The organism is Aurantiacibacter arachoides (assembly GCF_009827335.1).
Lineage (GTDB): Bacteria > Pseudomonadota > Alphaproteobacteria > Sphingomonadales > Sphingomonadaceae > Alteraurantiacibacter > Alteraurantiacibacter arachoides.
Map to the genome: position 1 here is coordinate 1,669,532 of NZ_WTYH01000001.1, position 25,602 is coordinate 1,695,133.

At 66.5% G+C, this 25,602-nt stretch carries 33 protein-coding genes; 24 read left to right on the forward strand and 9 right to left on the reverse strand.

Going from position 1 to position 25,602, the window contains the following annotated elements:
• Positions 1–24 precede the first annotated feature (24 nt).
• The gene (locus GRI62_RS08155; RefSeq protein ID WP_131452842.1) at positions 25–264 is read left to right on the forward strand and encodes a hypothetical protein; all 240 of its coding nucleotides are present in this window, start codon (positions 25–27) and stop codon (positions 262–264) included.
• On the opposite strand, the gene GRI62_RS08160 is transcribed toward GRI62_RS08155, so the two are convergent.
• Positions 261–665, reverse strand: a complete 405-nt coding sequence (locus tag GRI62_RS08160) for a DUF1622 domain-containing protein (RefSeq protein ID WP_234027395.1) — start codon at positions 663–665, stop codon at positions 261–263. The genes GRI62_RS08155 and GRI62_RS08160 overlap by 4 nt on opposite strands.
• Positions 666–750: 85 nt before the next feature.
• Between GRI62_RS08160 and GRI62_RS08165 the strand changes: the two genes are divergently transcribed.
• Positions 751–1,149 (forward strand): four-helix bundle copper-binding protein, encoded by a 399-nt coding sequence (locus GRI62_RS08165; protein ID WP_131452843.1) that lies wholly within the window; start codon positions 751–753, stop codon positions 1,147–1,149.
• 47 nt (positions 1,150–1,196) lie between these two features.
• Here the strand turns inward: GRI62_RS08165 and GRI62_RS08170 are convergent, their stop codons facing one another.
• Both GRI62_RS08170 and recR read right to left on the reverse strand, forming a co-directional pair.
• Complete coding sequence (locus GRI62_RS08170) at positions 1,197–1,763, reverse strand: peptide deformylase (RefSeq protein ID WP_131452844.1); 567 nt, start codon at positions 1,761–1,763, stop codon at positions 1,197–1,199.
• A 47-nt stretch (positions 1,764–1,810) separates the two neighbouring features.
• On the reverse strand, positions 1,811–2,407 hold the full coding sequence (recR, locus tag GRI62_RS08175; RefSeq protein ID WP_131452845.1) for a recombination mediator RecR: 597 nt from the start codon (positions 2,405–2,407) through the stop codon (positions 1,811–1,813).
• 112 nt (positions 2,408–2,519) lie between these two features.
• Here recR and fmt point away from each other — a divergent pair, with 112 nt between their 5' ends.
• The 3 genes from fmt to GRI62_RS08190 are packed head-to-tail and all read left to right on the forward strand — an operon-like array spanning position 2,520 to position 5,295.
• Complete coding sequence (fmt, locus tag GRI62_RS08180; protein WP_131452846.1) at positions 2,520–3,425, forward strand: methionyl-tRNA formyltransferase; 906 nt, start codon at positions 2,520–2,522, stop codon at positions 3,423–3,425.
• Entirely contained in the window at positions 3,422–4,186 is a 765-nt protein-coding gene (gene truA / locus GRI62_RS08185) for a tRNA pseudouridine(38-40) synthase TruA (protein ID WP_131452847.1), read from the forward strand. Before fmt ends, truA begins: the two co-directional genes overlap by 4 nt.
• Positions 4,183–5,295, forward strand: a complete 1,113-nt coding sequence (locus tag GRI62_RS08190) for a zinc-binding dehydrogenase (RefSeq protein ID WP_131452848.1) — start codon at positions 4,183–4,185, stop codon at positions 5,293–5,295. Before truA ends, GRI62_RS08190 begins: the two co-directional genes overlap by 4 nt.
• 59 nt (positions 5,296–5,354) lie before the next feature.
• Here GRI62_RS08190 and GRI62_RS08195 read toward each other — a convergent pair whose 3' ends face one another.
• The 4 genes from GRI62_RS08195 to GRI62_RS08210 all read right to left on the reverse strand — a co-directional run bounded on the left by GRI62_RS08195 (position 5,355) and on the right by GRI62_RS08210 (position 11,207).
• Positions 5,355–7,637, reverse strand: a complete 2,283-nt coding sequence (locus GRI62_RS08195) for a transglycosylase domain-containing protein (protein ID WP_234027396.1) — start codon at positions 7,635–7,637, stop codon at positions 5,355–5,357.
• Positions 7,638–7,793: 156 nt separating this feature from the next.
• The gene (locus GRI62_RS08200; RefSeq protein WP_131452849.1) at positions 7,794–9,434 is read right to left on the reverse strand and encodes a M28 family peptidase; all 1,641 of its coding nucleotides are present in this window, start codon (positions 9,432–9,434) and stop codon (positions 7,794–7,796) included.
• Positions 9,435–9,499: 65 nt separating this feature from the next.
• Positions 9,500–10,483, reverse strand: a complete 984-nt coding sequence (locus GRI62_RS08205; protein ID WP_131452850.1) for an AAA family ATPase — start codon at positions 10,481–10,483, stop codon at positions 9,500–9,502.
• A 52-nt stretch (positions 10,484–10,535) separates the two neighbouring features.
• On the reverse strand, positions 10,536–11,207 hold the full coding sequence (locus GRI62_RS08210) for a winged helix-turn-helix transcriptional regulator (RefSeq protein WP_234027397.1): 672 nt from the start codon (positions 11,205–11,207) through the stop codon (positions 10,536–10,538).
• Positions 11,208–11,274: 67 nt separating this feature from the next.
• Here GRI62_RS08210 and GRI62_RS08215 point away from each other — a divergent pair, with 67 nt between their 5' ends.
• From GRI62_RS08215 to GRI62_RS08260, 10 genes are read left to right on the forward strand one after another with little or no spacing between them, the layout of a single operon-like run.
• Positions 11,275–11,709, forward strand: a complete 435-nt coding sequence (locus GRI62_RS08215) for a VOC family protein (RefSeq protein ID WP_131452851.1) — start codon at positions 11,275–11,277, stop codon at positions 11,707–11,709.
• A 13-nt stretch (positions 11,710–11,722) separates the two neighbouring features.
• Complete coding sequence (locus GRI62_RS08220) at positions 11,723–12,076, forward strand: DUF1428 domain-containing protein (RefSeq protein ID WP_131452852.1); 354 nt, start codon at positions 11,723–11,725, stop codon at positions 12,074–12,076.
• Between the two features lie 3 nt (positions 12,077–12,079).
• Positions 12,080–12,739 (forward strand): glutathione S-transferase family protein, encoded by a 660-nt coding sequence (locus tag GRI62_RS08225; protein ID WP_131452853.1) that lies wholly within the window; start codon positions 12,080–12,082, stop codon positions 12,737–12,739.
• Positions 12,729–13,547 (forward strand): VOC family protein, encoded by an 819-nt coding sequence (locus GRI62_RS08230; RefSeq protein WP_131452854.1) that lies wholly within the window; start codon positions 12,729–12,731, stop codon positions 13,545–13,547. The genes GRI62_RS08225 and GRI62_RS08230 overlap by 11 nt, the downstream gene beginning before the upstream one ends.
• Positions 13,548–13,551: 4 nt before the next feature.
• The gene (locus GRI62_RS08235) at positions 13,552–14,031 is read left to right on the forward strand and encodes a VOC family protein (RefSeq protein ID WP_131452855.1); all 480 of its coding nucleotides are present in this window, start codon (positions 13,552–13,554) and stop codon (positions 14,029–14,031) included.
• Positions 14,032–14,033: 2 nt separating this feature from the next.
• Complete coding sequence (locus tag GRI62_RS08240; RefSeq protein ID WP_131452856.1) at positions 14,034–14,759, forward strand: dihydrofolate reductase family protein; 726 nt, start codon at positions 14,034–14,036, stop codon at positions 14,757–14,759.
• A gap of 10 nt (positions 14,760–14,769) precedes the next feature.
• Complete coding sequence (locus GRI62_RS08245; protein WP_234032722.1) at positions 14,770–14,970, forward strand: DUF4287 domain-containing protein; 201 nt, start codon at positions 14,770–14,772, stop codon at positions 14,968–14,970.
• Positions 14,967–15,668 carry a DUF899 family protein gene (locus GRI62_RS08250; protein ID WP_131452858.1) on the forward strand — a complete coding sequence of 234 codons (702 nt, stop codon included), beginning with the start codon at positions 14,967–14,969 and terminating at the stop codon, positions 15,666–15,668. Before GRI62_RS08245 ends, GRI62_RS08250 begins: the two co-directional genes overlap by 4 nt.
• A gap of 19 nt (positions 15,669–15,687) precedes the next feature.
• On the forward strand, positions 15,688–16,308 hold the full coding sequence (locus GRI62_RS08255; protein WP_131452859.1) for a glutathione S-transferase family protein: 621 nt from the start codon (positions 15,688–15,690) through the stop codon (positions 16,306–16,308).
• Positions 16,309–16,347: 39 nt separating this feature from the next.
• Entirely contained in the window at positions 16,348–17,223 is an 876-nt protein-coding gene (locus tag GRI62_RS08260) for an oxygenase MpaB family protein (RefSeq protein WP_131453833.1), read from the forward strand.
• 12 nt (positions 17,224–17,235) lie between these two features.
• On the opposite strand, the gene GRI62_RS08265 is transcribed toward GRI62_RS08260, so the two are convergent.
• A complete protein-coding gene (locus GRI62_RS08265; protein WP_131452860.1) occupies positions 17,236–17,826 on the reverse strand; it encodes a DnaJ domain-containing protein in 591 nt (196 codons plus the stop codon).
• Between the two features lie 41 nt (positions 17,827–17,867).
• Here GRI62_RS08265 and GRI62_RS08270 point away from each other — a divergent pair, with 41 nt between their 5' ends.
• From GRI62_RS08270 to GRI62_RS08290, 5 genes are read left to right on the forward strand one after another with little or no spacing between them, the layout of a single operon-like run.
• The gene (locus GRI62_RS08270) at positions 17,868–18,161 is read left to right on the forward strand and encodes a BolA family protein (RefSeq protein ID WP_131452861.1); all 294 of its coding nucleotides are present in this window, start codon (positions 17,868–17,870) and stop codon (positions 18,159–18,161) included.
• On the forward strand, positions 18,158–18,865 hold the full coding sequence (locus tag GRI62_RS08275) for a glutathione S-transferase (protein WP_131452862.1): 708 nt from the start codon (positions 18,158–18,160) through the stop codon (positions 18,863–18,865). Before GRI62_RS08270 ends, GRI62_RS08275 begins: the two co-directional genes overlap by 4 nt.
• Positions 18,862–19,764 carry a pirin family protein gene (locus GRI62_RS08280; RefSeq protein WP_131452863.1) on the forward strand — a complete coding sequence of 301 codons (903 nt, stop codon included), beginning with the start codon at positions 18,862–18,864 and terminating at the stop codon, positions 19,762–19,764. The genes GRI62_RS08275 and GRI62_RS08280 overlap by 4 nt, the downstream gene beginning before the upstream one ends.
• A 27-nt stretch (positions 19,765–19,791) precedes the next feature.
• Positions 19,792–20,277: an FKBP-type peptidyl-prolyl cis-trans isomerase gene (locus tag GRI62_RS08285; RefSeq protein WP_131452864.1), complete on the forward strand. Its 486-nt coding sequence runs from the start codon at positions 19,792–19,794 to the stop codon at positions 20,275–20,277.
• Positions 20,274–21,173, forward strand: coding sequence for an alpha/beta fold hydrolase (locus tag GRI62_RS08290; RefSeq protein WP_131452865.1), 900 nt, complete (start codon positions 20,274–20,276; stop codon positions 21,171–21,173). The genes GRI62_RS08285 and GRI62_RS08290 overlap by 4 nt, the downstream gene beginning before the upstream one ends.
• Here the strand turns inward: GRI62_RS08290 and GRI62_RS08295 are convergent.
• Complete coding sequence (locus tag GRI62_RS08295; protein WP_234027398.1) at positions 21,170–22,234, reverse strand: DUF2332 domain-containing protein; 1,065 nt, start codon at positions 22,232–22,234, stop codon at positions 21,170–21,172. The two genes, GRI62_RS08290 and GRI62_RS08295, sit on opposite strands and share 4 nt — an antisense overlap.
• 43 nt (positions 22,235–22,277) lie before the next feature.
• Here GRI62_RS08295 and hisG point away from each other — a divergent pair, with 43 nt between their 5' ends.
• The 4 genes from hisG to thiL are packed head-to-tail and all read left to right on the forward strand — an operon-like array spanning position 22,278 to position 25,601.
• Entirely contained in the window at positions 22,278–22,961 is a 684-nt protein-coding gene (gene hisG, locus GRI62_RS08300; protein WP_131452867.1) for an ATP phosphoribosyltransferase, read from the forward strand.
• Positions 22,961–24,253, forward strand: a complete 1,293-nt coding sequence (gene hisD / locus GRI62_RS08305) for a histidinol dehydrogenase (RefSeq protein WP_131452868.1) — start codon at positions 22,961–22,963, stop codon at positions 24,251–24,253. The genes hisG and hisD overlap by 1 nt, the downstream gene beginning before the upstream one ends.
• Entirely contained in the window at positions 24,250–24,714 is a 465-nt protein-coding gene (nusB, locus tag GRI62_RS08310; RefSeq protein WP_131452869.1) for a transcription antitermination factor NusB, read from the forward strand. The genes hisD and nusB overlap by 4 nt, the downstream gene beginning before the upstream one ends.
• 17 nt (positions 24,715–24,731) lie before the next feature.
• On the forward strand, positions 24,732–25,601 hold the full coding sequence (gene thiL / locus GRI62_RS08315; protein ID WP_131452870.1) for a thiamine-phosphate kinase: 870 nt from the start codon (positions 24,732–24,734) through the stop codon (positions 25,599–25,601).
• The last annotated feature ends 1 nt before the right edge of the window (position 25,602 follow it).

Here is a 25,602-nt window from a genome sequence, read left to right on the forward strand (position 1 = left end):
CGCACGCCTGTCACACTTGTTCGCATGATCAGCGGCAAGGTGACACTCGTGCGCGGCAAGGCCGCCACATCTGAGGATTGGGGCAGTTATGACTTCCTTGCCCTGCCCTCACCCGGCGACCGGCTGATGGTCGACGGCGAAGGCAACGCGCATTACGCCACGGTCATCGCCGTGCACCACACGCCCCGCTCATCCGGAAGTAACGATCAACCGACGATCGAGATCGTCGCGAAGTGGACCGGCTCCGGCCCCAAGCTGCGTTAATCGCTGTCAGCATCCCGGTCGCCGGGCGCGGCCACCTTCTGCCACGGCCAGTGGCCTTCGATCTCCACCTCCAGGCTGAAGCTGAGGAAGGTGCGGATGATGACGATCAGCCCGAGCACCAGCACGCTTTCCATCGTCGGCTCGATCGCGACGGTGCGGATGATATCGGCAGCCACCAGCAATTCCAGCCCGGTCAGGATCGACCGGCCCAGCGTCTTGCGAAAGGCAGAGATCAGATCGCGCTTGCCGGCGACGTGCTCCGTGCGCATCACCCCGGCGGCAGATGCAACAAGCTTGCCTAGCGCGAAGAGCGTGCCGGCAACGATCACCCCCATGCCCGCCAGTTCGAACGCCTTGGCAACGACGGTGGCGATTTCCAGCATGACGGCATCTGACAGCATGGCCACCTAATCCGCGACAGGCACCGCCAGTTCCACCGGAACGCAACACCCCGTTCGTGCGCTACCTGAGGGAAGGAGACGTCCCATGTCGATCAAGGAAATGATCAAGGAGCATCCGCAGGTCGGGTCCGATTACAACGAGGCGCTGGCCGAGGCGGTGAAACACGCGATGTATTGCGCCGCTATCTGCAATTCCTGCGCCGACGCTTGCAGCGCCGAACCGATGGACATGAGCGAATGCATCCGGAAATGCCTGGACTGTTCCGACATCTGCCAAGCTGTCAGCCGCGTCGCCGCAAGGCGCACGGCGAGCAATGTGCCGGTCATCAAGGCATTGCTGGAAGCGTGCATCACCGCCTGTGAGGTCTGCCACGCGGAATGCAGCCAGCACGACAACGACCATTGCCGCCGCTGCGCACGTATGTGCCAGGAGTGCATGGACGATTGCCGCAAGGCGCTCGAAAGCCTGGCGCAAGCCGCCTGACATAACGCCGTCGCGCAACCGAAGGGCGCGCGGCGGACGTCACCGCATCACGCCGCCTGGCGGGCCTTCGCCAGCTTCTTCAGCGCCATCGACCGCTTGAGGCGGCTGAGGTGGTCGATGAACAGGATGCCGTTCAGGTGGTCCATCTCGTGCTGGATGCACACGGCCAACATCCCGCTCATGTCCTCTTCGTGGGTGTTGCCCGCAAGATCCTGCCAGCGCACGCGGCACGCGCCCGGACGTTCCACGTCGGCATAGATGTCGGGGACAGAGAGGCAGCCTTCCTGATAGCTCTTCAGCTCGCCGGAAGGATCGAGGATTTCGGGATTCACGAAGACGCGCGGATCGTTGATTACCGGCTGGTGGCTGTGCTGATGACCATCATGATCGCAGGGCACCGGCTCGGCGTCCGGGTCTTCTTCCTGCAGGTCGATCACCAGCAGGCGGATCGGTTCACCCACCTGGATCGCCGCGAGGCCGATGCCGTGTGCGGCGTACATCGTCTCGAACATGTCGTCGACGAGGGTCTGCAAGCTGCCGTCGAACGTCTCGACGGGCCTGGAAATGGTTTTCAGCCGGGGATCCGGCGCTTCAAGGATTTCGCGCAGTGCCATGGGCGCGCATATAGGCAGGCTGTGCTGAACCTGCAATTGCCCGATCGTCAGCCGATCGGTCGCCGGGCCCTGAGCGCCTGCGCCAGTGTGCCTTCGTCGAGGTAATCGAGCTCGCCGCCCACCGGCAGGCCATGGGCAAGCTGGGTGATGCGGACGGGAAACCCCTCCAGCCGTTCCGCGATGTAATGCGCGGTGGTCTGCCCTTCCAGCGTGGCATTCATGGCCAGCACCACCTCGTCGATCCCGCCTGCCTCCACCCGGCCCAGCAGCGAATCGATGGAAAGATCCTCGGGCCGGACGCCATCCAGTGCGGAGAGCTTGCCGCCGAGCACGTGGAACTTGCCGGTGAACAGCCGCGCGCGGTCAAGCGCCCAGAGGTCCGCCACATCCTCCACCACGCAAATGGCCTTGGTATCGCGCCGCGGATCGGCACACACGCTGCACGGGTTCTGCGTATCGACATTGCCGCAGATCTCGCACTCGACAAGCTTGTCGCGCACCGCGCCCAGCGCGTCGAGCACCTGGTCCAGCGCGCCTTCGCGATGCTTGACCAGCCACAGCACCGCCCGCCGCGCGCTACGCGGGCCGAGGCCGGGAAGCCGCGCGAGCGCCTGGCTGAGGGTTTCGATTTCGCTGGAGGCCATTCGCTATCCCGTTATCCGCTCATGCCGAGCTTGTCGAAGCATCGCTTTTTCTTCTAGCGCTTGAGTGTAGCGAAGGACGATCCTTCGACAAGCTCGGGGTGAGCGGAATTTCATGCGCACAGTCTTCATGGGAACGCCCGAATTCGCCGTGCCGGTGCTCGATGCACTGGTGGAGGCGGGGCACGATGTCATCGGCGTCTACTCACAGCCGCCGCGCCCGGCGGGCCGGGGCAAGCAGGATCGCAAGTCGCCCGTGCAGTTGCGGGCAGAGGCGCTGGGCATAGAGGCGCGCCACCCCGCAACGCTGCGCGATCTCGACGAACAGGCCCGTTTCGCGGCGCTGGAGGCCGATGTCGTGGTGGTGGCCGCCTATGGCATGCTGCTGCCGCAAGCCGTGCTCGATGCACCAAAGTACGGTTGCCTCAACGTCCACGCCAGCCTGCTGCCGCACTGGCGCGGCGCGGCACCGATCCAGCGCGCGATCCTGGCGGGCGATACCGTGACCGGGATCACCATCATGCAGATGGAAGCTGGCCTCGACACCGGCCCCATGCTGATGCGCGCGCGCGTGCCGATCGAGGACAAGACCGCGGGCGAGCTGCACGACGAACTGGGCGAGCTCGGCGCGCGGCTGATGGTCGAGACGCTGGAACAGATCGATCTGCTGCGTCCCGAACCGCAGGTGGACCGCGAGGCGACCCACGCGCCCAAGATCGCCAAGGCCGAGGCACGGCTGGATTTCGAGAAGCCGGCCGAGCAGCTGGAACGCGAAGTGCGCGCCTTTGCCCCCTTCCCCGGCGCCTGGTTCACTCTCGATCGTGAACGGATCAAGGTCCTTCGCGCCCGCCTGATCGGGCACAATGGCCTGCCTGGCACCGTGCTGGACGACCAGTTCACGATTGCCTGCGGTAACGCGGCGCTGCGGCCTGTGACATTGCAACGCGCGGGCAAGCCGGCGATGGCCACGGCGGATTTCCTGCGCGGGTTTCCCGTCAAGGTGGGCACCATCGTCAGGTGACCCGCTTTGCCCTCACCATAGAGTTCGACGGCGGTCCGTTCTTCGGCCTGCAACGTCAGGACAACGGGCCAAGCGTGCAGCAGGCCGTCGAGGAAGCGGCCTTTGCCGTGACCGGGGAAAGGGCCGTCCTCCACAGCGCCGGCCGGACCGACAGCGGCGTTCACGCGCTCGCCATGCGCAGCCATATCGACATTGCCAAGCCGTTCGACCCCTTCCGGCTGATGCAGGCGCTCAACGCGAAGCTGCGACCCGCGCCGGTCGCCGTCATCGCCTGCGAGGAAAAGCCCGCCGACTGGCACGCCCGCTTTTCCTGCATCGGCCGCGCCTACGAATATCGCATCCGCAACCGCCGCGCACCGCTGACACTGGAAAAAGGCCGTGCCTGGCATGTCGCCCGCCCGCTGGATGCCGATGCCATGCACCGCGCGGCGCAGGCGCTGGTGGGCCTCCACGACTTCACCACCTTTCGCAGCGTGCATTGCCAGTCGGCCAGTCCGCTCAAGACCCTCGATATGCTCACCGTCTCGCGGGAAGGGGATGCGGTGATCGTGCGGGCAGCGGCGCGCAGCTTCCTGCACCATCAGGTGCGATCCATGGTCGGCTGCCTGAAACTGGTGGGACAGGGCCAGTGGCGCGAGACGCAGATGGGTGAAGCCCTGGCGGCGCGCGACCGGTCCGCTCTCGGCCTCAACGCGCCGCCAGAGGGTTTGTATTTCGTCGCCGCCCGCTATGACGAGGAACAACAGGAGAAACACGCATGACCCATACCGGCCGCCAGCTCACGTCCACGCTCGGTTCCGATGGCACGCAGGTGCTGGAAGTGCGCGAGAGGGAGTTCCCCGCCCCTACCGGCAATCAGGTGCTGGTGCGCATGGAAGCGGCGCCGATCAACCCGTCCGATCTTGCGCTGATGACCGCCGGTGCCGACGTCGCGAGCGCGCAGTTCGAGCCGGGCAAGGTCACGATGCAGGTTCATCCCGCCTTTGCCGCCGGACAGGCCGCGCGCCATGGCAAGGCGCAGAAGCTGGGTAACGAGGGTGCGGGCACCGTCGTCGCGGCAGGCGAAGGAGAGATGGCGCAGGCGCTGCTCGGCCAGCGCGTCGCCTGTGTGCCGGGCAGCGCCTATTCGCAATATGCCTATGCCGAAGCGATGATGTGCATGCCGCTGGGCGACCATTCGGCGGAACAGGGCGCGGGCAGCTTCGTCAACCCGATGACGGCGCTGGGCTTCGTGGAAACGGCAAAGCGAGAGGGCCACCAGGCCATCGTCCACGCCGCCGCCGCCAGCAATCTTGGCCAGATGCTCAACCGCATCTGCCAGGAAGACGGCATCGGCCTCGTCAATCTGGTCCGCCGGGGCGAACAGGTCGAATTGCTAAAGGGCCAAGGCGCTGCTCACGTGGTCGACAGCTCGGCAGATGGCTACGAAGCGGCACTGGCGGAAGCCATCGGCGCGACCGGCGCCTTTCTCGGCTTCGATCCCATTGGCGGCGGGCGCACGACCGATACCATCCTGCGCGCGATGGAGCGGGTGGCGGCGTCGAAGATGACCGAGTTCAACCGCTACGGCTCCGACCAGCCCAAGAAGATGTACATTTACGGCCGTCTTGACCCCTCGCCCACCACGCTGACGCCAACCTACGGGTTCGGCTGGACAGTGTCGGGCTGGCTGCTGACGCCGTTCCTCGCCAGCTGCGACCTGCCGACGGTCATCGGCCTCAGGCAGCGCGTTCTGGACGGCCTCGAAACGACCTTTGCCAGCACCTACAAGACCCGCGTCGGGCTGGACGAAATGCTGACGAAGGAAGCGATGACGGGATACGCGCAGATGGCGACAGGCGAGAAGTATCTGGTCACGCCGCAAGCTTGACAACGCGTCAAGCGGCGGGGGCCCGGCTCCCGCCGTGATACCCAATCCGGCAGTCAGTCTCACTGCGGCCCTTCGACAATCTCAGCCTGCTGGTCGAGATACTCCTCGTAACGCGCCCGCTCCTCCAGCAGCCGTTCGCGTGCAGCCTCGCGCTGTTCGCGCGCACTTTCGATCGCTCGCTGGCGGGCGGCCTCCTGGTCGACGTCGATCCGCACGTCACCGGTGGAATTCACGCCCACCTCCACCTCGACGCCGTCGATGGTTTCCACCAGGATGGCCTCCCCGTTGCGGATGACGATGCGCCGGCCGTCGCCCAGTGGAATGTCCTCCGGCCCGGGCACGTCGAGCGGTTCGACCGGACCGCTGGGATCGGGCGTGGGCGTCGGCCGCGGAGGCGCGGCGGAGGCGCCCAGTGCGCCGCGCATGAAATCGGCCCATATTCGCGCGGGCAGGCCACCGCCGGAAATGCCGTTGAGCGGCGAGTTGTCGTCGTTGCCGATCCACACGCCCACCACCAGACGGTTCTCGCCCTCGCCCGCGTAGCCGACGAACAGCGCATCGCGGTTGTCCTGCGTAGTCCCGGTCTTGCCGAAGTTGGCGATGGAAAGGGTGGCGGCGCGGCCGGTGCCGGTGTTGATCGCATCGCGCAGCATCGCTTCCATCGCGCCCAGATCGCCCGATCTCAGGCTGTCCTGCCCGTTCCACGCCCAGTCGAACCATCCTGCCTGCTCGGCCGGAAAGGCGCGCGGCTCCACGGGAAAGGCATTGGCAGCCAACCCGGCATAGGCGCTGGTGAGTTCCAGCAGGGTCATGGTCGAGGTGCCGAGCGCCATACTGGGATCGCCTTCGGGCAGCGGCGATGTAACGCCAAGCTCGCGGGCCGTCTCGATCACTGCGTCGCTGCCCACCTCCTGCAACAGGCGCACGGCGGCCACGTTGGATGATTGGGCAAAGGCTTCGCGCAGGGTCAGGCTGTCGGAATACCTGTCGTTGTGGTTGCTGGGGCGGTAGCTGCCAGCTGTGAATTCGCGGTTGGAAATGCGGTCGTCCGGGCTCCATCCGTTGCGCAGGGCGGCAAGATAGACGAACAGCTTGAAGGTCGATCCCGGCTGGCGGCGGGCCTGGGTCGCGCGGTTGAACGGGCTTTCGCCGTAGTCCTTTCCGCCGATCATGGCGACGACTTCCCCGTTGGGACGCATGGCCACGAGCGCCACCTGCGCGGCCCCCAGCGGCGCCCGCTCCACCGCGCGGCGCGCCACGTTCTGCAACTGCGAATCGAGGGTCGTGGTGATCGTCTGGCGCGAATAACCGATCTCGGAAAGCTCGCGCGCGCCGGGCAGCGCCCAGTCGGCAAAATAGGTGCCGGTTGGCAGTTCGTCCGTCTTGCGCACGTCGGTTACGGGAACGCGCATGGCATCAGCCTCGGCCTGCGTCACATAACCGGCAGCGACCAGGGCGTTCTTGACCAGGCCATACCGGCGCGCGGCGAGTTCGGGGTTCTGCGTCGGCGCAAGGCGGCTTGGCGCCTGCAACAGCCCCGCCAGCATCGCCGCCTGTTCGGGCCGAAGGTTTTCCGGGCGGCGGTAGAAATAGTGCATGCTGGCGGCGCGCAGGCCATACATGTTGTCGCCGAAATAGGCGTTCGAGAGATAGCGCTCCAGGATCTCGTCCTTGGTCAGCCACGCCTCCAACCACAGCGCGATCAGCGCCTCGCGCGCCTTGCGGGTGAGGGTCTGTTCGGGGGTGAGGAAGGTGAACTTGGCCAGCTGCTGGGTGATCGTGGAACCGCCGCCCACGCCCATGAATACCGCGCGCGCTACGCCGCGCGGGTCGACGCCCCAGTGGCTGTAGAAGCGCCGGTCCTCGATCGCGAGGAACGGCTCGATCACGTGCGCCGGCAAGTCTGCCACGTGCACCGGCTCGTCCACCACGGCGCCGTTCCTGGCGATGGGCGTTCCGTCGGCGGCCAGCAGCGTGATCTGCGGCGGCACGATGGGTTGCAGCGACTTGTTGAGGGGCGCGGTGATGGCGAGCCAGGCCACCAGCAGGATGAACAGGCCAAGCACGGCGGCGATCCAGCGGCTGGCCCACCACATGCGCGATCGGTTGCGGGCGCGCTGCGGAATGAACCGACGCCAACCGCTGCGATACCGATCGACGGGTTCCCACCCGCCGGATTCCCAACCACCGCGTTCCCACGCCCTGTGCACGGGGCGCTGCTCGTGTTCGTCGAGCCCGTGGAGCGGGTTCCAGGGCGCGTTCTCGAGCGCGAGGTCGCGGTCCTCCCAGTCAGGGGGCCGCGGTTCGCCGCTATCGCGCGCCGGGGATGAGAAACGCCACATGCCGTTCACCCAGCTGTGTTAGCGCAGCAATACAGCAATGGCGAGCGGAATTGGGTCATCGGTGCCGTCGTGTCGTTTCAACGCTTGCATGTGCCTGAATAGCGGGCCCCGATTATCAGGTGCGGCGCCTGCGTGCCAGACGCTTGGCGGCTGCGCTCAGTCCGCTGCCGCAACCGGGCCGCCGAACAGGGTGCCGAACACGTCGCCGGCGTTCCACACCGGGCGCGTGTCCATGTCCGCCACGTTGCGGGCCACGGTATGGGCGACATCGGCAAAGCGTGTCAGCTGGTCCCAGGCGATCCCCTCGACCTCGTCCGAAGGCTGATGATAGTCGCTTTCCAGAAACGCGGTTTGCGCCGCGTCGCCGCCGTTGCCGAACCCCACGTCGAGATAGACCGCCGGCACTCCGCGCTGCACGTAGGAGTATTGGTCGGAGCGGAAGAAGAACCCCTCGTCCGGGTTGGGATCGGGCACCAGCTTGAGACCATGCCCGGCCACTGCCGATGCCACCGCACCGTAGATGTTCGACCGATCCGCGCCAAAGGCGACGATATCGTTGAACGGCCAGGTGAGGATCGGCATGTCGACGTTGACGTTCACCGCCACTTCGCCATCTGCGAGACCGGGGTTGGCGGCGTGGTAGGAACTGCCCAGCAGCCCCAGCTCCTCCGCCCCCAACGCGACGAACAGCACCGGGCGGCGCGGCGGGGCAGCGACCATCAGCCGTGCCGTCTCCAGCAGCATGGCAACGCCAACGGCATTGTCCATCGCCCCGTTGTAGAGCTGGTCCTCTGCCGGGCCGTTGCCGGGGCGCACACCGACATGGTCGAGGTGCGCGGTCATGACCACGTACTGGTCCGCCAACGCGGGATCCGTGCCAGGCAACATCCCCACCACGTTGGCGGTATCGAGCCGCGGCTCGATCTCCACCGCATAGTCCACCCGCGCCCGCTTACCCGTGTCGAAAGCCGGAAGATCGGTCGTTCCGCTCGCCATGGCAGCAGCAAGCGCGTCGAGGTCCATCGCCTGGCCTTCCAGCAGGCGGCGCGAGAGATCGGGCGAGGCGACGAGCTGGAACTGCATCCCCGCCGCGGCGTCGTAAGGCGTGCCATCGGGCCCCAACCAAGTCGTGCCGCGCGTTCGGCCGGGATAACCCCGCACCTGATCCCAGCCGATCCGCTCGCTCAGCGCCGGGGTCCACAGCATGATCGACCCCACCGCCCCGCGCGCGGCGAAACGATCGCCGCCGGTTTGCCCAAGATGCGATGCGAGCAGCGGATCGACGCCTTCCAGGTCGCTCGGCACCCACAACACGATCTTGCCGGTCAGGTCGATGCCTTCGAGATCGTCGTAGCCGATCTGCGGCAGGTCGAGCCCGTAGCCGACAAAGACCATTTCCGCCTCGACCCGCCCCTCGCCCGCACTGGCCAGGCCGCCGCCGATGAAATCCTGCTGGTAATCGAGTTTCTGTCCGCGACCGCCCTCCGCGCCGACCAGCGCCATGCGCGGATCGCGCGCCTGATCGTAGCGCACGAGCGAGAAATGCTGGACCCACTCGCGGCCCTCGGCAGCGGCATCGCCGCCCGGTTGCAGGCCAATATCCGCGAAACGACCGCTGACGTAGTCGACCGCCATCTGGTATCCGGGCGTGCCCGCGCCGCGCCCTTCCATCGCATCGCTCGCCAGTGCGCGAACATCGTGTTCCAGCGTGGCGGGATCGGTATCAGTGGCGAGGGCGGCTGCCGGGGCAAGCGCCATGGCGACAGCGAACAGGGCGGCATGGGTGCGCAGGATCATCGTGCGATTGTAGAACGTTGCTGCACCAACGCCAGCCTAATTGCGCATGGCACCCGCCAATCGGATCAGGCCTTGGCGACGACGCTTTCAGGCAGGTCGATGCCGAACACGCGCTGGTAATATTCGGCCACCAGCATCCGTTCCGCCTCGTCACACTTGTTGAGGAAGCTGAGGCGGAAAGCAAAGCCTGCGTCGCCGAAAATCTCGGTGTTCTGCGCCCAGGTGATGACCGTGCGCGGGCTCATCACCGTAGAGATGTCACCGTTCATGAATCCCTGGCGCGACATATCGGCCACGCGGATCATGTCCGCCACCAGCTTGGCATCGAGGCTGGTCTTGGCACCGACGATCTGCCGCTCGGTTTCGGCGGAGAGATAGTTCAGGCCGACGACGATGTTCCAGCGATCCATCTGGCCCTGGTTGATCGCCTGGGTGCCATGATAGAGGCCGCTGGTATCGCCCAGGCCCACGGTGTTGGCCGTGGCGAACAGGCGGAAGTTGGGATCGGGACGGATCACGCGGTTCTGGTCGAGCAGGGTCAGTTTGCCCGCCTGTTCCAGGATGCGCTGGATCACGAACATCACGTCGGGCCGGCCGGCGTCGTATTCGTCGAAGACCAGCGCCACCGGGTGCTGCAGGGCCCAAGGCAGCAGACCTTCGCGAAACTCGGTCACCTGCAACCCGTCGCGCAGCACGATGGCGTCGCGCCCGATCAGGTCGATGCGGCTGATGTGGGCGTCAAGGTTGATGCGGATCGTCGGCCAGTTGAGCCGGGCGGCAACCTGTTCGATGTGGGTCGACTTGCCGGTGCCGTGATAGCCCTGCACCATCACCCTGCGGTTGTGCGCAAAACCCGCCAGGATCGCCAAGGTGGTGTCCGGGTCGAAGACGTAGCCTTCGTCTGTCTCGGGCACGCGCTCGTCAGCCCGGGAGAAGGCGGGCACCTTCATGTCGATATCGATGCCAAAGGTCTCGCGCACGTCGACTTGGGTGTCGGGCGCGGGCATGGCGGTGCCGCCGGTTTCGGGCTTGGTGGTCATCTCGTTCATCTCGCGGGGTGCCTAGCGGCGGGGTTGCCGCCTCGCAACACGGGATAACGGCTCAGGCCATCTTTTCGGGCAGCGAAACCAAACCGATGAAGCGCGCCATCAGCGCGGCGTCGCCCGCAAGGTCCACCGGCGGTTCGGACAGCGGGATCGCGTTATAGACATGCGCGGCGATCGGGGGCGCGCAGGGTGCGGTGAGGATGGCCTGCGCTCCCTCCACCGGTCCGCGAACGATGGTGAGCGCGCCGTTGGACACATCGGCGCGGAACGCCTGCCCGGCCACCACGAAGCCGAGGTCGGCGTCGAAGCCGCTGGCCGCTTCGCTGTCTATCATCGTGCGGAACGACATCATCAGCGATGCCGGCGAGAGCGGCAGCGAGGGATCATGCCGCGAGGAAAGCGCCGCCCACCGGCCCAGTTCCATGATTGCAACGTCCGCCGCCTGGCCCCACCGCGTCAGTTCATAGACCTGCGCGGCGGATGGCGGATCGAGGCGTCGACGCACGAGGATGCCTGCCTCTGCCAGCCCGGTCAGCCGTTCGGTCAGGACCTTTGCCGATATGCCGGGCAGCCCCTTACGCAGATCGGAAAAGCGCAAGGGCCCGAACAGCAATTCGCGCACGATCAGAAGCGACCACCGTTCCCCCACCAGCTCCATCGCGAACGCAGTGCCGCAGGCATCGTCATACCACCTGCCATGCGGCGTAGTTTCTTCATGTAACTTCATAGTTGCTTTTAGTAACTATCGAAGGCATGCTTTTCAAGGTTCGAGTCGCATTTGGATAGGAAAAGGAATGGGCAAGAGGGTCTTCATCAACCTGCCGGTGGCCGATTTGCAGCGGTCGATGGCGTTCTACGACGCGCTGGGTTTCACCAACAATCCGCAGTTTACCAACGATGTCGCGGCGGCGATGATGTGGTCAGACGAGATCTATGTCATGCTGCTCACCCATGAGTTCTGGAAGACCTTCACGACCAAGCCAATTCCCGATGCGAAGAAGACCGCGCAGCTGATGCTGGCGATCAGCCTCGACAGCCGTGCAGAGGTGGACCGGCTGACCGAGATTGCCGGTGCCAACGGCGGCGTTGCCGATTGCAATCCGATGCAGGACCACGGCTTCATGTACGGCCGCGATTTCGAGGATCCGGACGGTCACATCTGGGAGCCGAGCTGGATGGACCCGAAGGTGGCCAGCGGAGAAGTCGATCCGACACAGATTACAACCTGAGAGGAGAGCAGCAATGTACGTCAACGGATTCATCCTGTCCGTGCCCGAGGGCAACAAGCAGGCCTACGTCGATACGGCGGAACAGTTCTGGGAACTGGCCAGCGAATTTGGTGCGACCGCCCAGGTGGAGTGCTGGGAAAGCGATGTGAAGGACGGTCACACCACCGATTTCCGCCGCGCGACCAAGGCAGAGGACGGCGAGAAGATCGTCTTCAGCTGGGTAACCTGGCCCGACAAGGCCACTGCCGAGGCAGCCGAGAAGAAGATGATGGAAGACCCGCGCATGGAAGCGTTCGGCGAAATGCCGTTCGATGGAAAACGCATGGTCTACGGCGGCTTCGAGCCCATCGTCTGGAAAGAAGCCTGACCCATGGCAGGGCCTCTCGTCATCTGGACCTACGACTGGGTGCCGGAGGCCCCGCGCGGGTTCGTGCGCGACCTGCGGTTGCGCTGGGCCTGCGAGGAGGCGGGCTTCGATTACGAAGTGAAGACCGTCCCCTTTGACGGGCGGGAAACCAACCACCTGGCGCAGCAACCTTTCGGCCAGGTCCCGATGCTCGACGACGGCGACCTGCACCTGTTCGAAAGCGGGGCCTTCCTCATGCACCTTGCGCAAAGAAGCGAGGCTCTGATGCCGCGCGACGACGCTGCACGGGCGAAGGTTCTGCAGTGGGTCATGGTGTCGCTCAATTCCATCGAGATGGTCACGATGCCGTGGGTCGTGCTGCAGTGGTCGAAGGCAGACCAACCGCCCATCACCCAGTGGCTGGACAAGCGGCTCGCCCAGGTCGAGGCCGTCTTGCAGGAGCGCAGCTATCTCGTCGGCGACGCCTTTACCGTGGCCGACCTGCTGCTCGCCGATGTCCTGCGGGTTGGCCTGGTCCGCAAGCACGGGGACCGACCGGCAAGCGAGGCCTACGTCCAGCGCTTCACCGAGCGGCCCGCGTTCACAAGGGCACGATCCGACCAACTCGCCCACTTCGCGGCAGCGGATGGACAGCGCAAGGAGGCTTGCCACGATGACCAGTGAAAACGGAACGAGCGATAAAGGCGCCTTCGTCTGGTACGAACTGATGACGCCCGACCCGGCAGGCGCCAAGGCGTTCTACGATGCCGTGATCGGCTGGGACGTGCATGGCGGCGGGCACACCATGCCCAATGGGCGCGAATACCGGATGATCGCGCGTTCGGACGGCAAGGCGGCAGGCGGTGTGCTGACGCTCAGCGCGCAGATGCAGGCTGGCGGTGCGCGCCCGGGGTGGATCGGATACATCTGCCACCCGGATGTCGACGCGGCGGTGGAAGCCGTTATCGATGCCGGGGGCAGCGTGCATATGCCGCCACGGGACATGCCCGGCGTCGGGCGCATGGCCATGGTGGCAGACCCCTGGGGTGCGGCGTTCTACGTGATGGACCCCGCCCCGCCCGCCGATGATCCCGACGCCAAGAGCGATGTCTTCGATTACGAAAAGCCTCAGCATTTCCGCTGGAACGAATTGCAGAGCGGGGACCCGGAGGCGGCAACCGGGTTCTATACCGGCCTGTTCGGCTGGCGGCAGGAAGGCTCGATGCCGATGGGCGACCTTGGCGATTACCGCTTCCTCTACCAGGGTGACGGGATGATCGGCGCGGTCATGCAGGCGATGCCGCAAGGCGGCGGCAGCGGCTGGACCCCCTACATCGGCGTCGACGACATCGACCGCGCCGCAAGAGCCATCGTCGATGGAGGTGGCCGCCTCTTCGCCGAGCCGCAGCAGATCCCCGGCGGGGAATACAGCGTCAATGCCAGCGATCCGCAAGGCGCCGCCTTTGGCCTCGTCGGCCCGCGCAAGGAGTAAGGCCATGATCGACAAACTTGCCACCGTCCTGTGGTTCGATGGCGATGCCGAGGAAGCCGCCCGGTTCTATGCCGCGACCTTTCCGGATAGCATCGTGGGGGAAATCTTCCGCGCGCCGGGCGACTATCCATCGGGCAGCGAGGGCGACGTGTTGACCGTCGCTTTTACCGTTCTCGGCCGCGCCTTTTCCGGCCTAAACGGCGGCGACATGTTCAAGCCCAACGAAAGCGTCAGCTTCATGGTGGTGACCGAGGACCAGGCCGAAACGGACCGCTACTGGGATGCCGTGGTCGGCAATGGCGGGCAGGAAAGCATGTGCGGCTGGTGCAAGGACAAGTGGGGCTTTTCCTGGCAAATTACCCCGCGCACCCTGCTGGAATCGCAGCAGGCCGGCGGTGAGGAAGCCGCCCGCGCCTTTGCCGCGATGATGCAGATGCAGAAGATCGACGTCGCCGCCATCGATGCGGCGAGAAAAGGAGACTGACCATGACACGCAGGATCAGGGGTTCGGTCTTCGTCTCGCTCGACGGCGTCATGCAGGCACCCGGCGGCCCAAGCGAGGACCCGACCGGCAGCTTCGCCCACGGCGGCTGGCTGCCGCAGTTCTTCGACGGCGAGGTGGGCGAGGCCATCGACCGCTTCTTCGGCACCGACTACGCGCTGCTGCTCGGTCGCCGGACCTACGAGATCTTTGCCGCCTACTGGCCCTACGTGGGCGGCGAGGCGACGGGTATCGGCGAGGTGTTCGACAGGACCGGCAAGGACGAGGGCGAGGTTGCCGCCATCGCAATGGGCGAGGCATTCACCCGCGCCGACAAGTTCGTGCTGACGAGCCGCCAGCCCGACCTCACCTGGTCGAACAGCCACCGCCTGGGCGATCTCGATGCCCTGCGCCGCATAAGGCAAGGCGATGGCCCGGACCTGCTGATCCAGGGCAGCAGCTCGCTCTACCCGCAGTTGCTTGCCGAAGGGCTGCTCGACGAGGTGACGGTGATGACCTTTCCGGTCGTGATCGGACAGGGCAAGCGCGCCTTTGGCGAGGGCACGCCCGCGCTTGGCCTAAAGGTTATCGACCACAAGGTCACCCCTTCCGGTATCGTCATTGCCACCTACGCGCCCGGCGACCCGGTCGTGCATGGCTGGGCCGGACCGCAAAGCGACAGCGCCCGCGAACGCGCCCGCGTGCAGGCGATCGAAGACGGCACATGGTAGGAGAGACGTGGTGACCGAGAAGACAAAGGGCCCGGCGTCCTACTTCCCATCCATCGAGAAGACCTACGGCCAGCCGATAGACCATTGGCTCGCCATTATCCGCGCGCGCAAGCCCGCCAAGCACATGGAACTGGTCGCCATGCTAAAGAACGAACACGGTCTGGGCCACGGCCATGCCAATGCTCTTGTAGCCCATGAAGGTGCCGCATGACCGGGCTGAGGCCCGCTGCCAAACTTGCCGAACTGCGTAATCGCCCTCTTCCCGGCGAAAGCGCCGCCTATGCCGAGGCGCGCAAGGCCTTGCTGGCCGAGGAGATCGCGGTTCGCCGTCACCTCACCCGCCTTGCCGAACAGCGCCAGGCGTTGCCCGATGGCCCGGTCGTCCAAGAGGATTACCGATTCAGGGATGCAAGCGGCAAGGAGGTCGGGCTGATCGACCTGTTCGGTGAACGCGATAGCCTGGTGGTCTATTTCCAGATGTACGGGCCCGAACGCGCACAGCCCTGCCCCATGTGCACCAACTTCATCGCCGGGGTGAGTGGCAACGTCGTCGACATCCAGCAGCGCGCCGCCTTCAAGGTCGCGGCGCGCAGCCCGGTCGAACGCCAGCAGGCCGTGGCCCAGGACCGCGGCCTGCCGCCCATCGATTTCGTGCAGAGCCTGGGCGATGCATTTGCCATCGATCACGGCGCGCTTGATCCGGACGACGGCGCCGAATCCCCCGCACTCATCGTTTTCCGCAGGGATGGTGACGTCGTGCGCTATTTCTACGCTGCCGAAATGCCGGCCGAAGCTGCCGACCCGGGGCAGGACCCGCGCGGCCCGGTGGACATCGCCCCGCTGTGGAACGTGCTCGACCTGACGCCTCAGGGGCGCGGGGCCGACTGGTATCCCAAGGTTCACTACTGACGTTGGCGGAGAACTCCTGATGAGCGACTACACCCTGTTTTTCAATCCGATGAGCCGCGCCGTCATCGCACAGTGGGCGTTCGCAGAGGTGGGCGTGGAGCCTGACCTGGTGCAGGTTGACTGGGAGACCAGGCCCGCATCGCTCACCGATGCCAACACCATGGGCAAGATTCCCACGATCATCCACCACCACAAGGGCCACGATCACGTGGTCACCGAAGCGGCGGCGATCTGCCACTACCTGGCCGAATGCGAGGCACCCGACCTGCTCCCCAGCCCGGAAGAACGTGCGAACTACTTTCGCTGGCTGTTCTTCGCCGCCGGCCCGCTGGAGGCGGCGATAACCAGCACCAGCATGGGCTGGACACCCAAGGACGCCCGGCAGGAAATGACCGTGGGGTTCGGCACCCTCGAACGGGCGGTGGAGGCGCTGGACAGTCATTTGCTGCGCCACGCCTTCGTGTGCGGTGATCGCTTCACGATGGCGGATGTCTATATCGGCAGCCAGGTCGTCTGGGGGATTGGATTCGGCACCCTGCCCAAACGCGAAAGCTTTGGCGCCTATGCCGCGCGGTTGGCGCAGCGCGAGGGCTATCGCCGGTCGATGGGTGCGCTGAGTGGAGGCGGCGAGGACACCTGACCCCTCGCTTTCGTTGCCACGCTGCGCCACATGGAGTGCATGGTCGCCCCGCCCTTTTCCGATCCGGTCGAACTGCTGCGCCGGCACCTCGTCCGCCGCGTCCGTTCCACCTTCAACGATGCCTCGCAGGGCGAAGCGCCCGTCGCCATTTCCGACGAGGCATTGTTCGCGCGCGACACGCCGATCCGCATGGTCCACGCCGACATCGTGGGGATGCTGGTGGGCGGCATGGCCTCGCTGCTGCTGCAGATGCTCCACCCCCACGCATTGCAGGGCGTGCTCGATTTTTCCGATTTTCGTGCCGACATGCACGGCCGCCTGCGCGCCACCGCCCGCTTCATCGCGGTGACCACCTACGGCCATCGCGACGACGCCGAGGCCGCGATCGCACGGGTCAACCGCATTCACGAACACGTCCACGGCACCCTTCCCGACGGCACGCCCTATTCCGCGCTCGATCCGCGCACGCTGGCCTGGGTGCACCTGGCCGAGGCGACGATGTTTCTCGAGGCCTATCTCGTCCACGTCCGCCCGGATATGCCGATGACCGAGCAGGACGAATACTTCCGCCAGTTCGCGATTATCGGGCGCAGGCTGGGTGCTGATCCCGTGCCCGAGAGCAAGGCCGAGGCGCAGGCCATGTTCCGCGACTTGCGCGCAGACCTTCGCTCCGGCCCCGAAGCGCGCGAGGTGGCGGCGCTGGTGGTTTCAGGCCGGATCGAGGGCGCGATGACCGGGGTGCAGCCGTTCCTGGCCGACGCCGCCGTGGCGCTGATCCCGCCTTTCGCGCGCACCATGCTGGGGCTGGACGCACCGGGCCTGCGCATGGTGCCGAGCCGCATGGTGACGCGGGCCATGGGCAGCACGCTCAGGTGGGCGTTCCGGCAGAACCCGGCCGCCCGCAGCGAACGCTGACCAATCGGCTCGTCAGGCGAACGCCTGCGCCCGGCGCAGCAGCTGGTAGGCTTCCACCACGCGCTGCAATTTCCACTCGTGGCTGCGATCCCCGCCGTTGCGATCGGGATGGTAGCGGCGCACGAGATCGGAATACCGCTTGCGCACCTCGGCACGGTCCACCATGGGACCAAGGCCCATCGTGGTCAGCGCCTCGCGCTCGCCCGCGGTGAAGCGGCTGAAGGATTCGTGTTTCACGCCCGCGGCGGCGCGGCGCATGGCATGGGCACGTTCGCCAATCGCGTCCAGCGGATCGGCGAAGTCCGCCCAGCGGGGCGTGCCATCCACCCCGGCCGCCGGGTTGAAGGCCGGGCTTTCCGTCCGCCAGCCGGAGGCCGGGGACTGGGCCGCATAGATTTCGTCCGCGCTCATGCCCTCGAACCAGTCGTAGCCGGCGTTGAAGGCGCGCACGTGTTCCAGGCACAGCCAACGGTATTCGCCCGGCCCGTCGAAACTGCTGCGCCGCCCGCCCGGCGCGCGAAATTCGCCCGCCTCGGCGCAGTCCGGATGCGCGCATGGGCGCCCCGCGTTCTCGTATCGGCCATGGAACTTCGTCTGACGCATTCCCATTAGGATGGGGAGCGAAACGCGTTTAGGAACCCCCCATGACCGGACAGGTAGCCACCGAAATCGAGACCCTGCTGCAACAGGCGCTGAGCCCGACGCGGCTAAAAGTGATCAACGACAGTGCCCGCCACCATGGCCACGCGGGCGACGATGGAACCGGCGAATCGCATTTCACCGTGGTGATCGAGACGCCCGTGTTCGAAGGCAAGAACCGCCTCGCCCGCCAGCGCATGGTGCTGGCCGCGCTGGGCGACATTCCGGGCCAGCGGGTCCATGCCTTTGCCATGAAATGCCTCACGCCCGGAGAAAGCGCCGCGGGAGAGCGCGCATGAGCATCGAGCTGTGGTACTGGCCCGAAATCCCCGGTCGCGGTGAATTCGTGCGGCTGTTCTGCGAAGGCTTCGGCATCGAATACGAGGACATGGCGCGCGAACAGGGCACCGATGCCCTAGTCGAGCATATGCACGCACTGGAAGGCATTCGCCCCTTTGCCCCGCCCTACATCGTCGATGACGGCGTGGTGATCGGCCAGACGGCGCACATTCTCGGCTACCTGTCGGACAAGGAAGGGCTGGGTTCGGGCGAGCCCGAGATCGACCTGCAACTGGCCCAGCTGCAACTCGACATCAGCGATTTCGTGGAGGAGGTGCATTCCGTCCACCACCCCATCGCCTCCGAACTCTACTACGCCGACCAGATGGAGGCCGCCTTCGAACGCGCCCAGCATTTCCGCGAGCAGCGCATCCCCAAGTATCTGATCCACTTCGACAACGCGCTGGCCGCCCACGGCGGACCGTTCAGCCTGGGCCAGCAGCCGACCCATGTCGACACCAGCCTGTTCCAGATCATGGAAGGGCTGGATTACATGTTCCCCCGCTACATGAAGGGGATGCAGGGCACCTGGGCCAACCTCGAAGGGTTGCAGGGGGCCGTGCCGGATATCGACGGCATCACCGACTATCTTGCCAGCGAGCGGCGACTGGAGTTCAACGAGAACGGCATCTTCCGCTTTTACGAGGAGCTCGATGAGCAATGAGCGGCATCTTCAAGACCATCACCCCCGTCAGCCACGATCTCGGCCAGTTCACCGTGCGCCGCGCGGTGCCACAGGCGGCGTGCCGGATGGTCGGGCCCTTCGTATTCGTCGACCAGTTCGGCCCGGCCGAACTTGACCTTGGCGCAGGGATGGACGTGCGGCCGCACCCGCACATAAACCTCGCCACGGTCACCTGGCTGCTGGGCGGCGACCACGCGGGCGCGATCGAGCATCGCGACAGCCTGGGCACCTTCAGCACTATCCGCCCCGGCACGGTCAACCTGATGACCGCGGGCCATGGCATCGTCCATTCCGAACGCAGCCCCGGCGAAGAGCGTCAGCGCGGCGCGAGGCTCTACGGGATGCAGACCTGGCTGGCGCTGCCCGACGGTCTGGAGGAGATCGACCCTGCGTTCGAGGCGGTGAGCGACCTGCCGAGCATTTCGGGCGCGGGCGCAACGGCCACAGTCATCATGGGCGAACTGTGGGGCGAACGCGCCGCCACCACCTGCCATGCCGAGACGATCTACGCCGAAATCGCGCTGGACGCGGGCGGCGCCATCCCCATCGACGCGGAGGCTGACGAACGCGCCGTCATGCTGGTGGGCGGCGAGGCCAGCCTCGATGGCGAGGCATTGCAGCCATACCACCTCGCCGTGCTCAAACCGGGAGAGGCGATGACCCTCACCAGCCGTGCGGGGGCGCGGGCCATGCTGCTGGGCGGCGAAGCCTTTACCAGCAAACGCCACGTGTGGTGGAACTTCGTGTCCTCCGACCGCGAGCGGATCGAACAGGCCAAGGCAGACTGGAAGGCCGGGCGTTTTCCCGTCGTGCCGGGCGATGCGAAGGAATTCATTCCCATCCCCGAAGGCGAGCCCAAGACCGTGAGCTATCCCTGAGCGATACCTGGAGCTATCCGACACACCATGAAGCACATCCTCCCCCTCGCCGCCCTACTTTTCGCCACGCCCGCGCTCGCCCAGAGCGCGGCCCCGCAGGAGCCCCGGACCATTTCCTGGCACAACGAACAGCAAACCGCACTCCACTCGCGCACGCAGGCCGATGGCTGGTCCACCCTGGAAGGCGGGGTGAAATTCCGCCGCACCGCGGGTGACGGCACCGGCCCCGCGCCTACCGTCGCGGATGAGATCACCATCCACTACACCGGCAGCTTCACCGACGGCGAAGTGTTCGACAGTTCGGTGGAGCGTGGCGAGCCTGCCACCTTCCCGCTCGGCCGGCTGGTGCGCGGCTGGCAGGTCGCCATTCCCTACATGGGCGTGGGCGACACGGCGGAAATCGCCATCCCGGCCGAATATGCCTACGGCCTCGAAGGTCGGGGCCCGATCCCCGGTGGTGCGACGCTGCTGTTCACCATCGAACTGCTGGCAATCCCGTCACAGGGCGCATGATCCCGAGCGAGCTCAGCCGCGTCGTGCTGTCGACAGGGGTGGAGCTCGACGTGTGGGACACCGGGCCACGCGATGCGCCGGCGCTGATCTTCCTGCACGGCTTCCCCGAGAACCACCGCACCTGGCGCCATCAGGTCGCGCATTTCTCGCATGCCTTCCGCTGCGTTGCGCCCGATCAGCGGGGTTACGGTGACAGTTCGCGGCCCAAGGGAGCAGAGAATTACGCCCCCGCCGTATTGGTGGGCGATGTCTTCGCGCTGGCCGAAGCGCTGGGCATCGAACGTTTCACGATCGTTGGCCACGACTGGGGCGGCGCGATCGCCTGGGCGGTTGCCATGTTCGGGCAGGCGGATGGACGGGTAGAGCGCGCCGTCATCGCCAACGCCCCGCACCCCGCCGTCTTCCAGCGCCTGCTCCATACCGATCCCGCCCAGCGCGCCGCGAGCCAGTATATCACCGCCTTCCGCGACCCTGCCCATGATGCGCTGGTGCGCGAGCATGGCCTGGGCGCGCTGTTGCTGAAGGCCATAAGGTGGGAAGGTCGGGCGAAGAACGATCCGGCGGAAAGCGCGCGGATGCTGGCACAATGGGCCGACCCCGACCGCGCGTTCGCCATGCTCAACTGGTATCGCGGCAGCTCCATCGTGGTGCCGTCGATGGACGCTCCTTACGAAGAGCCGGAGCCGCTGGCACTGCCGGTGCTGACGATTCCGACGCTGGTGATCTGGGGCATGGAGGACCAGGCGCTGCTGCCCGCCAACCTTGCGCTGGGCGAGCAGGTGACGAACCTCACGCTGGCCGAGGTGCCGGCAGCAGGCCATTTCGTTCCGTGGGAAGCGCCCGACGCGGTGAACGCGGCAATGGACGGTTTCCTGGAGCGAACCGCGGCCCGTTAGGCCAGCCACTCAACCCAGGCGCCATGCGGATGCGCCTCGGCGAGTTGCACTGCCTCCGCCCCGCCGGGCCAGAACCGCACCTTGCACTCGTGCCGGAATGTCGCGCGGTTGGTTTCCACCGCGATCCACGCCAGCGGTTTGTCCGCCGTGGCCGCAGCGCCCGCCGCCTCCATCGCCCCCATGATCGCTTCGCGCGTGATGGCCGGCAGATATTGCCACATCACCGTGTGGAACAGCACCCGCGTCACGCCCGGCTCCTGCGGTGCGGCGAGCATGTCGGTGACGAAGGCGCCGGCATCCTGCCGGGCCACCTCGGGCGGCATCCGCCCGGCCATCGCGATGGCGGCGTCCATGCGCGCCATCCGCTCTGTCGCGTCGGGCCAGATGTAGGCTTTCAACTTCAGCGTCTGCGCCGGATCGGCAAGGTCGATGGGTGCCAGATCGCAGCCGCGGATGCCGGTGATTGCGACGTCGCCCGCGGGCGGCGGGGGCCCGCGCCATGCGGGCGCGATGCGGATGCTCGACAGGCTCGGCCCCACCTCCACCCCGCCAAGGTCGAAGCGGAAGCGCGGCAGCATGGTGTTGATCCCCGCGCTCGCGCCGATCTCGCCCAGATCGAACCGCGGGCCGAGCCGCTGCGACAGCCACAGCAGCGCGGCCATGACGCTGGCCGAACGGCCCGCCTCGTTGGTCTGCGGCGGATGGTCGAGCCAGGGCAGCAGCAGGTGGTCGAACCGCTCGGCGGTGTCCGTGACCAGCGCATCGACCAACCCCTGGTCGCTCATCAACCCGGCATAGATCGCACCCAGCCGCGGCTCCTCCCCGGTCAGGTAAAGCCAGTGAAAGGCCGCCGCCACGCGCAGCGGCATCGCGTCTTCCAGGCTCAACCCCTGCCAGTTCGCAATGCGCCTGCCGGTCGCCGTGGCGGTTTCCATCACTGCCAGCAGCGCGCGGACGAGACGGGCATTGTTGGGGGAACCGGCGCGTTCGCAATGGGCGGCCTGCCACGCGATCGCCTCTGGCACGCTGGCGATGGCCATCACCCCTGTCTGATCGCCCATCCGCATTGCCCTTTCCGGCGTTCCTGCCTACATCGCGCCACCGATGACCGACACCTCTGCCACAGACCGCTACGGCCCGCTGATCTTCGCGGTGCCCAAGGGCCGCATCCTCGACGAGGCGGTGCCGCTGATGGGGCGTGCCGGGTTGGTGCCGGAAGCCGCCTTCCATGACAAGGCCGACCGATCGCTCAGCTTCGCCGACCAGAGCGGCACCATGCGCATCTTCCGCGTGCGCGCCTTCGATGTCGCCACGTTCGTCGCCTTCGGCGCGGCGCAGGCGGGGATCGTTGGCAGCGACGTGATCGAGGAGTTCGACTATTCCGAGCTTTACGCCCCCGTCGATCTGGGCATCGGTGCCTGCCGCCTGTCCGTGGCCGAGCCGGCCGAGCCGGTGGAGAACCGTTACGGCAAGGCCAGCCATCTGCGGGTTGCCACCAAGTATCCCAATATCACCAGCCGCCACTTCGAACGCCGCGGCATCCAGGCCGAGTGCGTGAAACTGAACGGCGCGATGGAACTGGCTCCCTCCAGCGGGCTGGCGGGCCGGATCGTCGACCTGGTCTCCACCGGGCAGACGTTGAAATCCAACGGCCTCGTCGAAAAGGACGTTATCATGCAGGTGACCAGCCGCCTGATCGTCAACCGCGCCGCGCTGAAAACCGATCCCCGCGTGGCCGCGCTGGTCGAACGGTTCCGCGCCGCCACCGACAGAAGGGTTGCCGTCTGATGCGCCGCCTGAACATCAAAGACACCGGTTTCGAAGCGCAGTTCACGCGCATCGTCAACGACCGGCGCGAGACGGACGCCAGCGTGGCGCGCGACGTTGCCGATATTCTGCAAAAGGTGCGGCACGGCGGCGACGATGCGCTGCGCGACTATACCATGCGGTTCGACAAGCACCCGCTGACCGCCGACCTCACCAGCTGGCGCATCGGCAAGGACCAGTGCAAGGCCGCCTACGACTTCCTCGCGCCCGAGGTGAAGCGCGCGCTGGAAATGGCGGCAGAGCGCATCCGCGCCTATCACGAGGGCCAGTTGCCGCAGGACCGCGATTACCGCGACGCGCAGAACGTGCGGCTTGGTGCCCGGTGGCGCGCGGTAGACGCGGCCGGGCTTTACGTGCCGGGCGGGCGGGCGTCCTATCCCTCCACCCTGCTGATGAACGCCATCCCGGCCAAGGTCGCCGGTGTCGAGCGGCTGGCCGTGGTCACCCCCACCCCCAAGGGCGAGATGAACGACCTGGTGCTCGCCGCAGCGCACCTGGTGGGCATCGACGAGATCTGGCGCGTCGGCGGGGCGCAGGCCGTGGGCGCGCTGGCCTGGGGCACGAAGCGGATCAAGCCGGTCGACGTGATCGTCGGCCCGGGCAATGCCTGGGTGGCGGAGGCCAAGCGGCAGCTTTATGGCGTGGTCGGCATCGACATGGTTGCCGGACCCAGCGAAATCCTCGTCATCTCCGACAACAGGTCAGACCCTGACTGGATCGCCGCCGACCTGCTCAGCCAGGCAGAGCACGATCCGGCCAGCCAGTCGATCCTAATCACTGACGACGCCGCCTTTGCCAGCGAGGTGGAGGATTCCATCGACCTGCTCGGCGCGCAGATTGCCACCCGCCGCGTGGCCCATGAAAGCTGGGAGAAACACGGCGTGATCGTGATCGTCGACGACCTGGCGCAGCAGGCCCCGCCGCTTGCCAACCGCCTCGCCGCCGAGCATCTCGAACTGGCGGTCGACGACCCGGAGAAATATTTTGACCAGATCAAGCATGCCGGCAGCGTGTTCCTTGGGCGCCACACGCCAGAGGCCGTGGGCGATTACGTTGCCGGGCCGAACCACGTGTTGCCCACAGGACGGCGCGCACGCTTTGCCAGCGGGCTTTCGGTGCTCGACTTCATGAAACGCACCAGCTTCATCGAACTCGATGCAGAGGCGCTGAAGGCCATCGGCCCCGCCGCCATGGCGCTGGCCGAGATCGAGGGCCTGCCCGCCCACGCCGCCAGCGTGAGGGTGCGGCTGTGAGCGCCCCGCACAAAGGCTCCGGGCGGTCAAAAGCCCGTTCTGCCGCGCGTCTTGGCGCGGTGCAGGCACTGTATCAGCGGCATATGGAAAAGACCGCGCTGGCCCGCCTGCTCGACGAATTCCACCAGCACCGGTTGGGGAAGGAGATCGAGGACGACCAGTATGCCGATGCCGAGATCGATTTCTTCGACGACGTGGTTTCGGGCGTGGTCGCGCGGGAGGACGAGATCGACGGCCTGCTGACCGCCAAGCTGGCGCAGGGCTGGACGCTGGCACGGCTGGACAAGACCATGCTCCAGATCCTGCGCTGCGGCGCCTACGAGCTTGTCGCCCGCGCCGATGTGCCGGTGGGCACGGCGATCAGCGAGTATGTCGACGTGGCCCACGCCTTCTTTGACGAGCGGGAGGCGAAGTTCGTCAACGGCGTGCTGGACGCGGTGGCAAAGGACGTGCGGGCCTAGCCTCGCGAAAAAACGCGATGAACGAGACCGGCTTCATCGCTGCCCTGCGCGCCCTGCCGCTCCATCCGGGCGCCCGCGGGCTGGCGGACGATGCGGCCGTCGTGTCGCTGGGCACCGAGACGATCATCCTGACCCATGACGTGCTGGTCGAAGGGCGGCATTTCCTGACCACGCAGGACATGGCGGACGTCGCGTGGAAGCTCGTCGCCACCAACCTGTCCGATCTCGCGGCCAAGGGTGCCGAGCCGATAGGCGTGCTGCTGGGCCACATGCTGGGCGGTGACGATGCGCGTTTCGTCGACGGTCTGGGCGAAGTGCTGGAGCATTACGGCGTGCCCCTGCTGGGCGGGGATACGGTGGCGGGCGAGGCGCCGCGCAGCTTCGGCCTTACCGCCGTGGGCCGCGCTACGCATACGCCTGTCCCCTCTCGCGCAGGGGCGCAGATTGGCGATGCGCTGTTCGTCACCGGCACGCTGGGTGCGGCGATGCTGGGGCTGGAAGCGTTGCGGGCAGGCGACGGGGGCGATCCCCTACCCTATACCCGCCCGCTTGCCCGGTTGCTGGAAGGCGAATCACTCGCCCCCCTGGCGCACGCGATGATGGACGTATCCGACGGCCTGCTGCTCGATGCCTTCCGCATGGCCGAGGCAAGCGGCGTCAGCATGGCCATCGACAGCGCCGCCGTGCCCGTGGCGGATGCCACCCGGGCCATGGCGTGCCTTACCTGGGGGGACGACTACGAACTGCTATTCACCCTGCCCGCCGGCACCTGTCCCCCGGTCGCGGCAACGCAGATCGGCACGGTCGAGCCGCGCGGCTTTGCGCCGCTGTTTCTCGACGGGGAAGCGATCGCCAATTCGCAAGGGCTCGGTTACGTCCACGGCTAGG

What these genes read in the sequence shown, in the direction of transcription:
- GRI62_RS08155 (WP_131452842.1), top strand. Translation starts at nt 25, where the DNA reads ATGATCAGCGGCAAGGTGACACTCGTGCGCGGCAAGGCCGCCACATCT.
- GRI62_RS08160 (WP_234027395.1), bottom strand. Translation starts at nt 665, where the DNA reads ATGCTGTCAGATGCCGTCATGCTGGAAATCGCCACCGTCGTTGCCAAG.
- GRI62_RS08165 (WP_131452843.1), top strand. Translation starts at nt 751, where the DNA reads ATGTCGATCAAGGAAATGATCAAGGAGCATCCGCAGGTCGGGTCCGAT.
- GRI62_RS08170 (WP_131452844.1), bottom strand. Translation starts at nt 1,763, where the DNA reads ATGGCACTGCGCGAAATCCTTGAAGCGCCGGATCCCCGGCTGAAAACC.
- recR (WP_131452845.1), bottom strand. Translation starts at nt 2,407, where the DNA reads ATGGCCTCCAGCGAAATCGAAACCCTCAGCCAGGCGCTCGCGCGGCTT.
- fmt (WP_131452846.1), top strand. Translation starts at nt 2,520, where the DNA reads ATGCGCACAGTCTTCATGGGAACGCCCGAATTCGCCGTGCCGGTGCTC.
- GRI62_RS08190 (WP_131452848.1), top strand. Translation starts at nt 4,183, where the DNA reads ATGACCCATACCGGCCGCCAGCTCACGTCCACGCTCGGTTCCGATGGC.
- GRI62_RS08195 (WP_234027396.1), bottom strand. Translation starts at nt 7,637, where the DNA reads ATGTGGCGTTTCTCATCCCCGGCGCGCGATAGCGGCGAACCGCGGCCC.
- GRI62_RS08200 (WP_131452849.1), bottom strand. Translation starts at nt 9,434, where the DNA reads ATGATCCTGCGCACCCATGCCGCCCTGTTCGCTGTCGCCATGGCGCTT.
- GRI62_RS08205 (WP_131452850.1), bottom strand. Translation starts at nt 10,483, where the DNA reads ATGAACGAGATGACCACCAAGCCCGAAACCGGCGGCACCGCCATGCCC.
- GRI62_RS08210 (WP_234027397.1), bottom strand. Translation starts at nt 11,207, where the DNA reads ATGAAGTTACATGAAGAAACTACGCCGCATGGCAGGTGGTATGACGAT.
- GRI62_RS08215 (WP_131452851.1), top strand. Translation starts at nt 11,275, where the DNA reads ATGGGCAAGAGGGTCTTCATCAACCTGCCGGTGGCCGATTTGCAGCGG.
- GRI62_RS08220 (WP_131452852.1), top strand. Translation starts at nt 11,723, where the DNA reads ATGTACGTCAACGGATTCATCCTGTCCGTGCCCGAGGGCAACAAGCAG.
- GRI62_RS08225 (WP_131452853.1), top strand. Translation starts at nt 12,080, where the DNA reads ATGGCAGGGCCTCTCGTCATCTGGACCTACGACTGGGTGCCGGAGGCC.
- GRI62_RS08230 (WP_131452854.1), top strand. Translation starts at nt 12,729, where the DNA reads ATGACCAGTGAAAACGGAACGAGCGATAAAGGCGCCTTCGTCTGGTAC.
- GRI62_RS08235 (WP_131452855.1), top strand. Translation starts at nt 13,552, where the DNA reads ATGATCGACAAACTTGCCACCGTCCTGTGGTTCGATGGCGATGCCGAG.
- GRI62_RS08240 (WP_131452856.1), top strand. Translation starts at nt 14,034, where the DNA reads ATGACACGCAGGATCAGGGGTTCGGTCTTCGTCTCGCTCGACGGCGTC.
- GRI62_RS08250 (WP_131452858.1), top strand. Translation starts at nt 14,967, where the DNA reads ATGACCGGGCTGAGGCCCGCTGCCAAACTTGCCGAACTGCGTAATCGC.
- GRI62_RS08255 (WP_131452859.1), top strand. Translation starts at nt 15,688, where the DNA reads ATGAGCGACTACACCCTGTTTTTCAATCCGATGAGCCGCGCCGTCATC.
- GRI62_RS08260 (WP_131453833.1), top strand. Translation starts at nt 16,348, where the DNA reads ATGGTCGCCCCGCCCTTTTCCGATCCGGTCGAACTGCTGCGCCGGCAC.
- GRI62_RS08265 (WP_131452860.1), bottom strand. Translation starts at nt 17,826, where the DNA reads ATGCGTCAGACGAAGTTCCATGGCCGATACGAGAACGCGGGGCGCCCA.
- GRI62_RS08270 (WP_131452861.1), top strand. Translation starts at nt 17,868, where the DNA reads ATGACCGGACAGGTAGCCACCGAAATCGAGACCCTGCTGCAACAGGCG.
- GRI62_RS08275 (WP_131452862.1), top strand. Translation starts at nt 18,158, where the DNA reads ATGAGCATCGAGCTGTGGTACTGGCCCGAAATCCCCGGTCGCGGTGAA.
- GRI62_RS08280 (WP_131452863.1), top strand. Translation starts at nt 18,862, where the DNA reads ATGAGCGGCATCTTCAAGACCATCACCCCCGTCAGCCACGATCTCGGC.
- GRI62_RS08285 (WP_131452864.1), top strand. Translation starts at nt 19,792, where the DNA reads ATGAAGCACATCCTCCCCCTCGCCGCCCTACTTTTCGCCACGCCCGCG.
- GRI62_RS08290 (WP_131452865.1), top strand. Translation starts at nt 20,274, where the DNA reads ATGATCCCGAGCGAGCTCAGCCGCGTCGTGCTGTCGACAGGGGTGGAG.
- GRI62_RS08295 (WP_234027398.1), bottom strand. Translation starts at nt 22,234, where the DNA reads ATGGGCGATCAGACAGGGGTGATGGCCATCGCCAGCGTGCCAGAGGCG.
- hisG (WP_131452867.1), top strand. Translation starts at nt 22,278, where the DNA reads ATGACCGACACCTCTGCCACAGACCGCTACGGCCCGCTGATCTTCGCG.
- hisD (WP_131452868.1), top strand. Translation starts at nt 22,961, where the DNA reads ATGCGCCGCCTGAACATCAAAGACACCGGTTTCGAAGCGCAGTTCACG.
- thiL (WP_131452870.1), top strand. Translation starts at nt 24,732, where the DNA reads ATGAACGAGACCGGCTTCATCGCTGCCCTGCGCGCCCTGCCGCTCCAT.